The sequence below is a fragment of the Pseudonocardia charpentierae genome, assembly GCF_031845345.1.
In the GTDB taxonomy this organism is placed as follows: Bacteria; Actinomycetota; Actinomycetes; order Mycobacteriales; family Pseudonocardiaceae; genus Pseudonocardia; species Pseudonocardia charpentierae.
This window is the reverse complement of record NZ_JAVREJ010000011.1, coordinates 119,042-131,280: the sequence shown is the minus strand read 5'-3', so window position 1 is coordinate 131,280 and position 12,239 is coordinate 119,042. Positions and strand designations below refer to the sequence as shown.

Annotated in this window: 14 protein-coding genes; 3 read left to right on the top strand and 11 right to left on the bottom strand. The window is 75.2% G+C overall.

Annotation, left to right across the window (positions count from 1 at the left end; translation table 11 throughout):
• Positions 1 to 20 precede the first annotated feature (20 nt).
• From mnmA to RM445_RS16780, 8 genes are all read right to left on the bottom strand, one after another.
• On the bottom strand, positions 21 to 1,097 hold the full coding sequence (gene mnmA, locus RM445_RS16815) for a tRNA 2-thiouridine(34) synthase MnmA (protein ID WP_311557377.1): 1,077 nt from the start codon (positions 1,095 to 1,097) through the stop codon (positions 21 to 23).
• A gap of 13 nt (positions 1,098 to 1,110) precedes the next feature.
• Entirely contained in the window at positions 1,111 to 2,340 is a 1,230-nt protein-coding gene (locus RM445_RS16810; protein ID WP_311557375.1) for a cysteine desulfurase family protein, read from the bottom strand.
• Positions 2,341 to 2,437: 97 nt separating this feature from the next.
• A complete protein-coding gene (locus RM445_RS16805) occupies positions 2,438 to 3,133 on the bottom strand; it encodes a class F sortase (RefSeq protein WP_311557374.1) in 696 nt (231 codons plus the stop codon).
• On the bottom strand, positions 3,123 to 3,980 hold the full coding sequence (locus RM445_RS16800; RefSeq protein WP_311557372.1) for a DUF4397 domain-containing protein: 858 nt from the start codon (positions 3,978 to 3,980) through the stop codon (positions 3,123 to 3,125). Before RM445_RS16800 ends, RM445_RS16805 begins: the two co-directional genes overlap by 11 nt.
• A complete protein-coding gene (locus tag RM445_RS16795) occupies positions 3,977 to 5,653 on the bottom strand; it encodes a hypothetical protein (RefSeq protein ID WP_311557370.1) in 1,677 nt (558 codons plus the stop codon). The genes RM445_RS16800 and RM445_RS16795 overlap by 4 nt, the downstream gene beginning before the upstream one ends.
• 32 nt (positions 5,654 to 5,685) lie before the next feature.
• Positions 5,686 to 6,357: a hypothetical protein gene (locus RM445_RS16790; protein ID WP_311557369.1), complete on the bottom strand. Its 672-nt coding sequence runs from the start codon at positions 6,355 to 6,357 to the stop codon at positions 5,686 to 5,688.
• A gap of 173 nt (positions 6,358 to 6,530) precedes the next feature.
• The gene (locus tag RM445_RS16785) at positions 6,531 to 7,499 is read right to left on the bottom strand and encodes an electron transfer flavoprotein subunit alpha/FixB family protein (RefSeq protein ID WP_311557367.1); all 969 of its coding nucleotides are present in this window, start codon (positions 7,497 to 7,499) and stop codon (positions 6,531 to 6,533) included.
• A 23-nt stretch (positions 7,500 to 7,522) separates the two neighbouring features.
• Positions 7,523 to 8,326, bottom strand: a complete 804-nt coding sequence (locus tag RM445_RS16780) for an electron transfer flavoprotein subunit beta/FixA family protein (RefSeq protein ID WP_311557366.1) — start codon at positions 8,324 to 8,326, stop codon at positions 7,523 to 7,525.
• A 177-nt stretch (positions 8,327 to 8,503) separates the two neighbouring features.
• On the opposite strand from RM445_RS16780, the gene RM445_RS16775 reads away from it, so the two are divergent.
• The 3 genes from RM445_RS16775 (at position 8,504) to RM445_RS16765 (ending at position 10,297) form a co-directional block, all read left to right on the top strand.
• A complete protein-coding gene (locus tag RM445_RS16775) occupies positions 8,504 to 8,644 on the top strand; it encodes a hypothetical protein (RefSeq protein ID WP_311557364.1) in 141 nt (46 codons plus the stop codon).
• A 68-nt stretch (positions 8,645 to 8,712) separates the two neighbouring features.
• Positions 8,713 to 9,024, top strand: a complete 312-nt coding sequence (locus RM445_RS16770; RefSeq protein WP_311557363.1) for a hypothetical protein — start codon at positions 8,713 to 8,715, stop codon at positions 9,022 to 9,024.
• Positions 9,025 to 9,040: 16 nt separating this feature from the next.
• Positions 9,041 to 10,297: a glycosyltransferase family 4 protein gene (locus RM445_RS16765; protein ID WP_311557361.1), complete on the top strand. Its 1,257-nt coding sequence runs from the start codon at positions 9,041 to 9,043 to the stop codon at positions 10,295 to 10,297.
• Positions 10,298 to 10,303: 6 nt separating this feature from the next.
• On the opposite strand, the gene RM445_RS16760 is transcribed toward RM445_RS16765, so the two are convergent.
• The 3 genes from RM445_RS16760 to RM445_RS16750 form a co-directional block, all read right to left on the bottom strand.
• A complete protein-coding gene (locus RM445_RS16760) occupies positions 10,304 to 10,492 on the bottom strand; it encodes a hypothetical protein (RefSeq protein ID WP_311557359.1) in 189 nt (62 codons plus the stop codon).
• Positions 10,493 to 10,542: 50 nt separating this feature from the next.
• On the bottom strand, positions 10,543 to 11,460 hold the full coding sequence (locus RM445_RS16755; protein ID WP_311557358.1) for a PfkB family carbohydrate kinase: 918 nt from the start codon (positions 11,458 to 11,460) through the stop codon (positions 10,543 to 10,545).
• Between the two features lie 117 nt (positions 11,461 to 11,577).
• The gene (locus RM445_RS16750; RefSeq protein ID WP_311557357.1) at positions 11,578 to 12,195 is read right to left on the bottom strand and encodes a response regulator transcription factor; all 618 of its coding nucleotides are present in this window, start codon (positions 12,193 to 12,195) and stop codon (positions 11,578 to 11,580) included.
• Between the last annotated feature and the right edge of the window lie 44 nt (positions 12,196 to 12,239).

The window sequence follows — 12,239 nt, the reverse complement described above, 5'->3', positions numbered from 1 at the left end:
ACACGTCTGGTGCTGACCGCTCAACGGGCTGCGGTGATCGTCGCGCTGCCCAGCACGACGTCGCCCGCGGGGTCCGGCCGGTACAGCGCCACCGCCTGGCCGGGGGCGACGCCGCGCAGCGGCTCGTCCAGCTCGACGCGCAGGTCGCGGCCCACCGGGTGAGCAGTGGCGGGCGCGAGACCACCGTGCGCCCGCACCTGGGCGACACACTCCACCGGCCCGTCCGGCCCCGCACCGTCGCTCCACACCGTCTCGCGGGCCTCGAGCGACCACACGTCCAGGGACTCCGCCGGGCCGACACGCACGGTGCCGCTCACCGGCTCGATGCCCAGGACGTAGCGGGGCCGCCCGTCCGCGGCCGGTCGGCCCAGCCCCAGGCCGCGCCGCTGGCCGACGGTGAACCCGTGCACGCCGTCGTGGCGCGCCAGCACCTCGCCGGACCCGGCGTCGACGACCTCGCCCGGGCGGGCGCCGAGGCGGTCGGCGAGGAAGCCGCGGGTGTCGCCGGAGGGGATGAAGCAGATGTCGTGACTGTCGGGCTTGTCCGCCACCCGCAGCCCGCGCGCCGCGGCCTCGGCCCGCACCTCCGGCTTGGGCGTGTCGCCCAAGGGGAACATCGCGTGCCGCAACTGCTCGGCCGTCAGCACGGCGAGGACGTACGACTGGTCCTTGTCCGCGTCGACCGCCCGCCGGAGGACGCCCTGGTGCAGCTGCGCGTAGTGCCCGGTGCAGACGGCGTCGAAGTCCAGCCCCAGCGCCCTGTCGAGCAGTGCGGAGAACTTGATCTTCTCGTTGCAGCGCAGGCACGGGTTCGGGGTCTGCCCGCTCGCGTAGGCGGCGACGAAGTCGTCGACGACGTCTTCGGTGAACCGGGCGGCGAAGTCCCACACGTAGAACGGGATGCCGAGCACGTCCGCGGCACGGCGGGCGTCCGAAGCGTCTTCCCGCGAGCAGCAGCCCCGCGAACCGGTGCGCAGCGCGGCGGAGGTCTGCGACAGCGCCAGGTGCACCCCGACGACGTCGTGCCCGGCGGCGACGGCCCGCGCGGCGGCCACGGCCGAGTCGACGCCGCCGCTCATCGCGGCCAGAACTCTCATCTGTGCTGCACTCTCATCGGCTCGCCGGCACCCGTCCGCCGTGCGGCTGCCCGGCCCGCCGGGCCCGCTCGACGACCGGACCGATCACGGCGGCCACCGCCTCGACGTCGTCGGAGGTGGAGGTGTGCCCGAAGGAGAAGCGCAGCGACCCCCGTGCCTTCGCCTCGTCCGCGCCCATCGCGATCAGCACGTGGCTGGGCTGGGCGACACCCGCCGTGCAGGCCGAGCCGGTGGAGCACTCGATGCCGTGCGCGTCGAGCAGCATGAGCAGGCTGTCGCCCTCGCATCCCGGGAACGACAGGTGCGCATTGCCCGGCAGCCTCGAGGGGCCGCCGCCGACCGTGCCGGTACCGGGGTCGCCGTTCAGACGGGCGTCGGGCACGGTGGCCAACACTTTGCCGACGAGGTCGTCGCGCAGCCCGGCGAGCATCGCGGCCCGGCGCGGGGCGTCGGCCACGGAGATCTCGACCGCCGTGGCGAGCGCGACGATCGCCGGGGTGTCGAGGGTGCCGGAGCGGACATCGCGCTCCTGGCCCCCGCCGTGCAGCAGCGCCGTCAACGTCGCCTCGCGCCGCAGCAGGAGCGCGCCCGCGCCGTAGGGGCCGCCGAGCTTGTGGCCGGTCAGGGTGAGCGCGTCCGCGCCGGAGGCGGCGAAGTCGACGGGCAGGATCCCGACGGCCTGCACGGCGTCGGTGTGCAGCGGCACGGCGTACTCGTGAGCGACCTCGACGAGCTCGCGCACCGGGTTGACCGTGCCGACCTCGTTGTTCGCCCACATCACCGACACCAGCGCAGCGCGCTCGGGGGCCTCGGCGAGTGCGGCGCGCAGGGTGGCCGGCTGTACCCGGCCGAACCGGTCGACGGGCAGCGGGACGACCTCGGCGCCCTCGTGCTCGGCGAGCCACTCGGCCGACTCGAGCACGGCGTGGTGCTCGATCTCCGAGACGAGCACGCGCGTGCGGCGCGGGTCGGCCGACCGCCGCGCCCAGAAGAGGCCCTTGACCGCGAGGTTGTCGCTCTCGGTACCGCCCGTGGTGAGCACGACCTCCGACGGCCGCGCGCCGACCGCCGCGGCGATCCGCTCGCGGGACTCCTCGACGAGCCGGCGCGACCGGCGGCCGGCGGAGTGCAGCGACGAGGCGTTGCCCGTGCGAGTCAGCGCCTCGGCCATCACCGCCACGGCCTCGGGCAGCATCGGCGTGGTGGCGGCGTGGTCGAGGTAGGTGCCCGGTTCTGCGTTCACGGGTTCCACGTTCACGAAGATCCTCGCCGTCCCGTCGGTGTGCCGGGGTTCCAGGGTAGTCGCCGCGCGGCGCTGCGGCGCGGGGGTGCCGGGTGCCCTACGGCACCGCGACCGCGGTCACGACCACGTTGTCGCGGTAGTGGCGGCTGTGGGGGTCGAACACGCCCCCGCACGTGATCAGCCGCAGCACGGAACCGGGCGCCGGGCCGTAGACCAGCGCCGTCGGGAAGGCGGTCTTGGGATGGCTCTCGACGGAGACCACCCGGTACGCGAAGGCCTTCCCGTCCGACCGGTCCACCTCGACCGGGTCGCCCGGCGCGAGCTCGTCGAGGCGGGAGAAGACGGCGGGCCCGGAGCGCGAGTCGACGTGCCCCGCGATCACCGCAGGCCCCTGCTCCCCGGGTGCCGCGCCGCGGCGGTACCAGCCCGCCACATCCGGGTCGACCGGCGGCACCAGCACGCCGTCGGCCCCGACGTCGAGGTCGACGAGAGTGCTGTCGACGCCGAGGGTCGGCAGGTGCACCGCGGTGGCCCGCAGCATGGCGGCTGTCGGAGCCGACGCGGCCTGGACCGGCATCGGATCGAGCGCGCTGTGCACCCGCGAGGTCGCCGCGATCGGCGCAGGTGCGGGACCGGGGCCGCCCACGGCCGTCCCGGCGCCGACGACGGCGACCACCACACCCACGGCGACGGCGACCCCGACACCGAAGCCGACGTGTCGGCGCGGGCGTGACTCGGCGGGCGGTCGGTCGCCGTCGATCACGTCCGCCGACGCCGGACCCTCATCGTCCACGGGCGCCCCGGCGGGACCGCGCCACACCCAGGCCGGCGAGCAGCAGCACCGCGGCCGCGGCGACCGCGGCCGGCAGCAGGTCCGGGCCCGCCGCACCGCCGAGCCCGGTCTCGACCGCGCCGGAGGGCACGGTGCCCGCCCCGGTGCTGTCGCGGGTGATCTGTGGCTCCAGGCCCTTGCCCTTGTCGATCAGCAGCACGGTGTAGGTCGAGTTCTCCTGCAGCGTGAGCGGCACTGTCGTCGAGGTCCCGGCCGAGCTCACGGCGAGGTCCCACTTGCCGAGCGGGCAGTCGACGTAGGCGGTCTCGGTCCCGAACTGCACGCCCTTCGCCCACACCGGCCCGTTCACCGGCCCGACGTCCGCGGACGGCACGCTCAACGCCGCGTTGATCACCCGGACGCTGGCCTTACCGGTCGGCGGGATGTCGAGCTTGTCGTCCAGCACCGACAGGCCGAGATCGGACGACTTGCCCGTGCCCGCGACCGTGTAGGCGGCCCCGGACCGGGCGTCGACCGTGGCGGAGATGACCGGCGGGGACGAGGCCTCCGCGCCCGCGGCCCGCATGCTGATCACGTAGCTGTCGGGCGGCAGCGGCTGGTACTGCGACACCGCCCCGTAGCCCACGCCCTGCACGACAAACGAGCGTGCCGGATCGGCTGCGGAGTCGACGTAGACGTCGACGGTCGGTGTGTCCGGGGACAGGTGGGCCAGCCGGAGGTAGGCGGGGGGCTCGGCGGCCGGGGCCGCGACGGCCACCCCGGGCGCCCCGAGAGCGAGCAGTAAGGCCGCCAGAACTGCGGCGACAGCGGCGCGGGTGGCGCGAATGGAGAACCTCCGTGGGGTCATCCGGCGATCAGTCCCGTCGGGGTGGGAGCCGGGAATCCGATGAGCAGGGCCTCGCCCCGGACCTCGATCGAGTTGGGCACGAACGGGCTCTGCTGGCTGGCGAACCACGTCCGCATCAGCGGCTGCGGGTCACCCGCGGCGGGCATCCCGTCGACCGCGCTGAGCAGGACGTGCCGCCGCAGTGCGTACGGGGGTTCCAGCGGCTCGACGGGGAAGTCGTCGACCGCCAGGCGGCGCGGGCTGGCCAGGTCGGCGAGCACCAGCACCACCCGCGGATCGACGAGCCCCGCCTCCAGGGCCGCGGCCGCCTCCGGCTGCAGCTCGAGCGAGGGGTTGCGGGCGAGCGCCGCGCCGAACCGGGCGCGCGCCGCCTGTTCGGCCACGACCGTCCGCGGTTCGAGCGGGGCGGCGGGGCACACCGTCGTCGGAGCGCCGCCGGAACCCCGGGGGACGGCAGCCAGGGTCGCGATGGCGACGCAGCGCGACGCCGGCGCGTCGGCAGCACGGGTCGCCGGGCGGTCGGTGACCATCAGGAGATCGCCGGGCCGGGCCGGCTCGCCCAGGTCGCGCAGGCGTTCGGCGGCGACGCCCCCCGCCGACAGCTCGGCGCGGTCCAGCGGGTCCGCGCGGATCACGGCGTCGGGGCTCAGCTCGCTGCCCACCCAGGTGGCCAGCTCGGTCGGCGGTGCGGGCACGGTGTTGACCACCCCGAGGAGCCCGACGGTGGCCGCCAGCGCGAGGGCGGTCAGGGGGACGGCCTGGAGGACCGTCCGGCGCTCCGGCCGCGCGGCGACGACCGGCTCGGCGAGCAGCGCGAACACCACGGCCAGGAACGGCAGCACCAGCAGCAGCGCGGCGGACCGAGCGGCTCCGGGCACCACGGCGACGGCGAGCAGCAGGACGGCCGGGGTCAGCGCGGGCCGCAGCTCGGGGTGCTGCGTCCAGGCCAGCCAGGCGAGCACGATCCCGGCGCCGACGGCGACGACGGTGGTGCCCCATCCGGCCACCGGTCCGCCGACGCCCGCGAGCGGGCCGTTGCCTGCCGCGACGGCCGCCACCGCGACGGCCGTCGCGCCCGTCGCGACGGTGATCGGGAGCCGGGCGGCGGGCGGCAGGCGGCCGCCCAGCACCCGGTCGTGGAGGAGGTGCGCGGCCAGCGCGAGCAGTGCGGCGGCGGCGAGGGGTGAGGTGAGGGCGGCCAGCGCCGCCACGACGGCGGCCGGCGCGCCGCGGCGCCGGGCGCGGGCCACCAGCGCCGCCGCGGCGACCAGCCACATCGTGGCGGGGGCGGCGGCACTGATCCCGGCGTGCAGGGTGACGACCGGAGGCAGCACGCCGATCAGACCGGTGGCGACGGCGGCAGGCACCGGGCCCGCGCCCAGGGCTCGCAGCACGGGCCAGAGCAGCACGACGGACAGGAACCCGAAGGCGAGCGCGGCGTACCGAGCCGCGTCGACGACAGGGACGCCGGCGGTCGGGAGGAGCGTCTGCACGACGGCGAACTGGCGCACGGCGAACCGGTCGGCCGCGGGCAGGGTGATGCCGCCCAGGTCGGCGCCGCGCGCGGCGAACGTGGCGGCGGCGAGACGGGCCTCGCCGACCGTCGCGACGAACCGGTCGCTCCGCATCGCGACGGCGAGGTGCGCGGCGGCCGCGGCGGCCGCGACCAGCACCGGCCACAGAAGGCCGGAGCGGGATGCCGCACTCAGTTCGATGTCGGCTTCCCGGCCTCCGGCGGGGGCCCGTCGGCGGTCGGCGGGTCGTCGTCGGCGTTCAGGCCCTCGGGGTCGGGCCGTTCCAGCTCGGCGTTCAGCATCTGCGAGAGGCGGCGGATCTCGCCCTTCGTCGCCCGGTGCAGGTGACCCAGCCGGGCCACCTCTTGCGCGGCCTGCTTCTTCAGCCGGGCGGATTCCTGGGTCGCCGTCGAGCGGATCTCGTCGGCCTCCTTCTCCGCCGCGCGCACCTGCTCCTCGGAGCGTCGCCGCGCGGCGGCCTCGACGGCCTCGGCCTCGCGCGTCGCGCGGGTGCGCATCTCGACGGACTCGCGCTCGGCCAGGCGCAGGAGTTTCTCGGCGCGGAAGCCGAAGCTGTCTTCGGCCGGGGTGTCGACGTCGTACTGCGGCGCCGAGGGCTGCGCGGCCGGCTGGGGCGCCGGCTGGGCCTCGGGTCGCGACGCGCGCACGTCCAGCTCGCGACGCAGGGCGGCGTTCTCCTCCATGAGGGAGGCGATGTACTCGTCGACCTCGATGCGATCGTAGCCACGCAGCACCATGTCGAACTGCGGGGGCTCGGGTGCGGGACGGGGCTTGCGCGACGCCGCATCGGACGAGGAGCCCCGCTGCCCCGTCACGACCGACTCGGATCGACTGTCTGGCACAGAGTGAGGGTCGTGAACTCCGCCGACCGCGTCACGTCGCGGATGGGTGAGACCACTGGGCCGTTCAGGTACGGTCGTCACCGAACGGCGTGGTTTCGTCCGCTGGCAGGAGGGTGGGGCCGCGGCGAAGACCCCGGACGGAGCACCGTCGGGGCCTTCGCGGCCGACCCACCTCACGAGCGCCTGCGGGCGACCTCCTCCTGGAGCTGTGGGGCGATGGTGAACAGGTCGCCGACCACGCCGAAATCGGCGATCTCGAAGATCGGTGCGTCGGGGTCCTTGTTGACCGCGACGATCGTCTTCGACGTCTGCATGCCCGCCCGGTGCTGGATCGCGCCGGAGATCCCCAGCGCGATGTAGAGCTGCGGCGAGACCGTCTTCCCGGTCTGCCCGACCTGGAACTGGTGGGGGTAGTAGCCGGAGTCGACCGCCGCCCGGGACGCCCCGACCGCAGCTCCGAGGCTGTCGGCCAGCGCCTCGACCACGGTGAACTGGTCGGCCGACCCGACACCGCGACCACCCGAGACCACCACGCTGGCCTCGCCGAGGTCCGGACGCTCACCCGTCGTGACCGGCTCGCGCGACACGACGGTCGCGCCGCGCCCGGCCGCCGGCACATCGACGGTCTCCTCGACGCCCGCGCCCGCGGCCGGTTCGGGCTCGACCGAACCCGGCCGGACGGTGACCACCGGGTGCCCGGTGTTCGCCTTCGACTGCACCGTCCACGCCCCGCCGAACACCGAGTGCTCCGTCGAGATCTCGGCACCGTCGCCGTCGATCGCGACGACGTCGTTCAGCCAGCCCGAGCCGGTCCGCACCGCCAGCCGGCCGGCGATCTCCTTGCCGTCCGCGGACGTCGCGATGAGCACGGCGACCGGGTCCACCCGTTCGACCAGCGCGGCCAGCACGCCGACCTCGGGCGCCAGGAACTCCCCGCCGATCCCTGCCGCGTCGGTCTCGGCGACGTAGATCTTCTCCGCGCCGTACTCGCGCAGGCCGTCGGCCAGCTTCGTCGCCGTCCCGGGGCCACCCACCACCACGGCGGCCGGCTCACCCAGCGCCCGTGCGGCCGTCAGCAGCTCGAACGTGCTCTTCTTGATCTCACCCTCGACGTGGTCGACGAGGACCAGCACCTCACCCATGGGTCTCCTCCTCCGTCGTCAGGTCAGATCAGCTTCTGCGCGACCAGGAAGGCCGCCAGCTTCGTGCCACCGTCGCCGTCGTCGACGACCTTCTCGCCCGCGCTCTTGGGCGGCTTGGGCGTCGCGCTGACCACCGAGGTGAGCGCGGCCGCCGCCCCGACCTGTGCGGCGTCGAGCCCGGCGGCGGCCAGCGACAGCGTGGTCACCGGCTTCTTCTTGGCCGCCATGATCCCCTTGAACGACGGGTACCGCGGTTCGTTGATCTTCTCGTTCACGCTCACGACCGCCGGCAGCTCGGCCGAGAGCGTCACCACGCCGTCGTCGGTCTCCCGCCGCACCGTCACCGATCCGCCCTCGACGGTGACCTGGCGGGCGTGGGTCAACGCGGGCAGGCCCAGCACCTCGGCGACCATCGCCGGCACCGCTGCCGAGCGCCCGTCCGACGCCTCGTTGCCGGCCAGCACCAGGTCGACCCCACCTGATCCCATGGGGCCGACCGTGCCGATCGCGCCGGCCAGCGCCCGCGCGGTGCCGACGGCGTCGGACCCGGCCAGCCCCTCGTCGGTCAGGTGCACCGCGGCGTCGGCGCCCATCGACAACGCCTTGCGGATCGCCTCGGTGGCCCGGTCCGGACCCATCGACACGACCGTCACCGTGACCTCGGAGCCGCCGTGGGCCTCCTTGAGCTGCAGGGCCTCCTCGACCGCGCGCTCGTTGATCTCGTCGAGCACCGCGTCGGAGGCGTCCCGGTCCAGGGCACCGTCCCCCCGCAACCGGCGCTCGGAGTAGGTGTCGGGCACCTGCTTCACCAGAACGACGATGTTCATCGGACCCCTTCGGCTCCTGCCTCCGACCCCACCCCGGACTCGCGGCGGGTGAACAAGTGTTACCAGCCGGTATACCTCGTGCGCGGGTGAACCTGCTCACCACCGGCAATGGTGCAAATCCGGCATCTTCGGGTAACCCGGTCGCTGACCACCATTGTCGCTGCATCGGAGGCTCTTGTGCCGCTTCTCGACCGCATCCGTTCCTTCCTCGCGAGCCCGCAGGGCCGTCGAGTGACCGACCAGGGCCGGCGCTACGCCTCGGACCCGCGTCGCCAGCAGCAGGCGCGCAACCTCCTGGCCCGCTTCCGCCGCCGCTGACCCGTCGGGTCCCACGAGGCGCCGTCTCCCCCTAGGCTCCGGGCCGGGGTCCGGGGACGGAGGCGGCGATGCTGGTGACCGGGTTCGACGACCGGCAGGGGTGCGGGTACGTGCTGCGGACCGGTCCGCACGCCACCGAGGCCGCCCCGGGCACGCAGCCCGTGCGGCACAACGGCGTCGTGGTCCTGGCCACGCCGGAACTGGCGGCCGCGCTGCGTGACGCCCTGACACGCAATCCGGTCGCCTCGCTGAGCTGGAACGGCCCCACCGTGCCGCTGACCCTGGAGGACCCGACCGTCCTGGCGTGGCTGCGCAACAACCTCGGCGGAGTGCTGACGGTGGCGGGCGGGCCCCAGGCCGACCCGCGCCGGCGGCGCTGACCGCCAGGCCTCTCGGATGCGGGTGCTCGTCGTCTCGTGGGAGTACCCGCCGGTCGTCGTCGGCGGGCTGGGGCGCCACGTCGACGCGCTGAGCCGTGAGTTGGCCGGACTCGGGCACGACGTCACGGTGCTCACCCGGCACCCCACCGGGACCGACGCGACGAGCCACCCGACCGCGTGCGACTCGTCGGGACCGGTCCGCGTGCTCCGCGTGGCCGAGGACCCGCCGCTGCTGGAGTTCGGGCGCGATCTCGTCGCCTGGACGCTGGCCTGGAACCACGCGGCTTTGCGCGCGGCGCTCGTTCGTCTCGGGAACTGGCGGCCCGATGTCGTGCACGCGCACGACTGGCTCGCCGCCCACGCCGGGATCGGGCTCGCCGACGTCTTCGACGTCCCGCTGGCCGCGACCGTGCACGCGACCGAGGCCGGGCGGAACGCCGGCCGGCTCGGCACCCCGCTGCAGCGACAGGTCCACTCCGTCGAGTGGTGGCTGGCGCGCCGGGCGGACGCGCTCGTGACCTGCTCGCAGGCCATGAGGGCCGAGGTCGTGCGGCTGTTCGCACCGGACGCACCGATCGCGGTCGTCCCCAACGGGATCGTCCCGCGGCGCTGGGCGGTCGACGCCGAGCAGGTCGCGACGGTCCGCAGGCGCTGGGCGCAGGGCGGCGGACCGCTCCTGGTGAACCTCGGTCGGCTGGAGTACGAGAAGGGCGTGCAGGACCTGCTCGCCGCCCTGCCCCGGATCCGGGAGCGGTGCGCCGGGACGCGACTGGTCGTCATCGGCACGGGCACACAGGCCGCGATGCTCGCCGAGGCGGCCCGCAGTTACGGGATCGACGGGGCCGTCACGTTCGCGGGGCACGTTCCCGACGACGACCTGGCCGCGACCCTCGCGGCGGCCGACGCGGTCGTACTGCCGAGCCGCTACGAGCCGTTCGGCATCGTCGCGCTGGAGGTGGCGGCTGCGGGCGCGCCGCTGGTCGCGGCGCGGACGGGCGGGCTCACCGAGGTCGTCGGGGACGACGCAGGTCTGTCCTTCCCGCCGGGCGACGTCGGCGCGCTGGCCGAGGCCGTCGTGCGGACGCTCGACGATCCGGACGCGGCGGCCCGGCGGGTGGCCCGGGCTCGAGCGCGGCTCACGACGGACTTCGACTGGGCGCGGATCGCCGCTCGGACGGCGGAGGTCCTCCGGGCCGCGCAGCGGCGGCCGCCGGTCGCCCTCGGCCGGCCGACGATCGCCTCCGGCGACCTCCTCGGGGCACCGGAGCGCTGACGCCCGTCAGGCGGCGACCGGCAGCACGCGCGCCATCAGCGCCAGCGACTCGTCGCTGTACTCGTCGGCGAGTGTCCGCACCAGGTCGTCGCGGTCTTCGGCGACGGCGCGGTTGACGGCGTCGACGTACACGTCCTTCAGCTCACGCAGGCTCTCGACGAGGGTGGTCCCGGGGTACGAGTGGATGTTGCTCATGTCTCGAACAACGCACTTGCTGATCGATCCGTTTCATAATTCGACGCAGGTCACATCGATGCAGCGATCAACTCGGCGGACGGCATGCCGCCTCGTGCGCCGACCTGGGCCACCGACAGGGCCGCGGCGACGTTCGCCGCCCGCGCGGCGTCGAGCAGCCCGGCGCCGGCCGCGAGCTGAGCAGCGAACACGCCGTTGAAGGTGTCGCCCGCGCCGGTGGTGTCGCACACGGTGGTCGGGCGCGGCGGCAGGTGCTCGACCATGCCGCCGGGTTCGACGACGAGCGCGCCCTCACCGCCGAGGGTGACGACCACCGGGGCCTCCGTCCGCGCCGCGAGCCCGACCGCGCGGACGCCGGTCGGTCCGGGGCCGGTGAGGGCGGCGAGCTCGCCGACGTTCGGGGTCAGGAGCGGGCCGTGCAGGCCCGGCCGCGGCACGAGCAGGCCGGCGAGGCCCGGGAGCACCGGAGCCGGGTTGAGCACGCACGGCACGCCGACCGCGGTCGCCGTCTCGACGGCGACCACCACCGCGGCGAGCGGGATCTCGGTGCTGACGAGGACGCAGTCGGTGTGCGGCAGCGCGTCGACCAGCGCGGCACGCACCTGATCACGCTCGACGCCGGCGTTCGCACCCGCGCCGACGGCGATCTGGTTCTCCCCCGCCGCGTCCACCACGATCAGCGCGACGCCGGTCGGGACGCCGTCGAGCACGGCGACCCCGTCGACGCGCACGCCTTCCCCACGCAGCTCGTCCAGTGCCGCGCGGCCGGTGTCGTCGGCGCCGACCGCACCGATCAGCAGGACGTCCGCGCCGGCTCGCGCGGCCGCGACGGCGGCGTTGGCCCCCTTGCCGCCGCCGAAGTGCTCGACACGGGGGCCGACGACCGTCTCGCCCGGCCCGGGCAGCCGCTCGGCGGCGACCACGAGATCGACGTTGACCGCACCGACCACGACGACCCGACCGCCCATGCGCTCCCCCTCGGTTCGGCGCCAGCGTGGCACGTCCGGACCGTCCCGTCCTGCTCGGACGTCCAGGTTGGACCGGCTGCACCGTCCTGCGTGAACCCGCCGTCCCGGCGCGGTTGGTCAGACCAGACCGTTCTCCACGGCGTAGCGCACAAGCGCCGCCCGGTTCGGCAGGCCCAGCCGGCGCAGCACCCGCTGGACGTGGTTCTCGACCGTCCGCGGCGAGAGCACCAGCCGCGTCGCCGTCTGCCGCGCCGTCAACCCCTCCACGACCAACCGGAGCACGTCGGCCTCGCGGGGCGTCAGCCGCACCTGCGCCGGATCGGCCGGGCGGCTGTAGTCCTCCAGGACGATCTCGGCGAGGCCCGCGCCGAACACGGCCTCGCCGTCGGCCGTACGCCGCAGGGCGTCGGCCAGCGCGTCGGGATCGCCGTCGACCACGAGGTAGCCGCGGGCTCCGGCCCGGACGGCGGCCAGGACGTCCGCAGCCGGGTCGGTCGACCCCGGGCCGGACACCGCGAGGACGGGCGCGCCGGGCACGCGCGCGGTCAGCTCGGGGAGGACCGCGAGCAGGGCGTCCCGGTCGCGGCCCAGGGCGGCCAGCACGACCTGCGGCCGGATGTCGTCGACAAGCCGCGGCGCCCGGCGCGGGTCGTTGACGCTGGCCACCACGCGCACGTCGGGTGGTGCGGCGAGGTCACCGATCACCACCACCGTCACCGGTCCGGATGTCGCCATGCATCCCCCGTCCCGTCACCAGTACCACGTGACGCGGGGCGGTC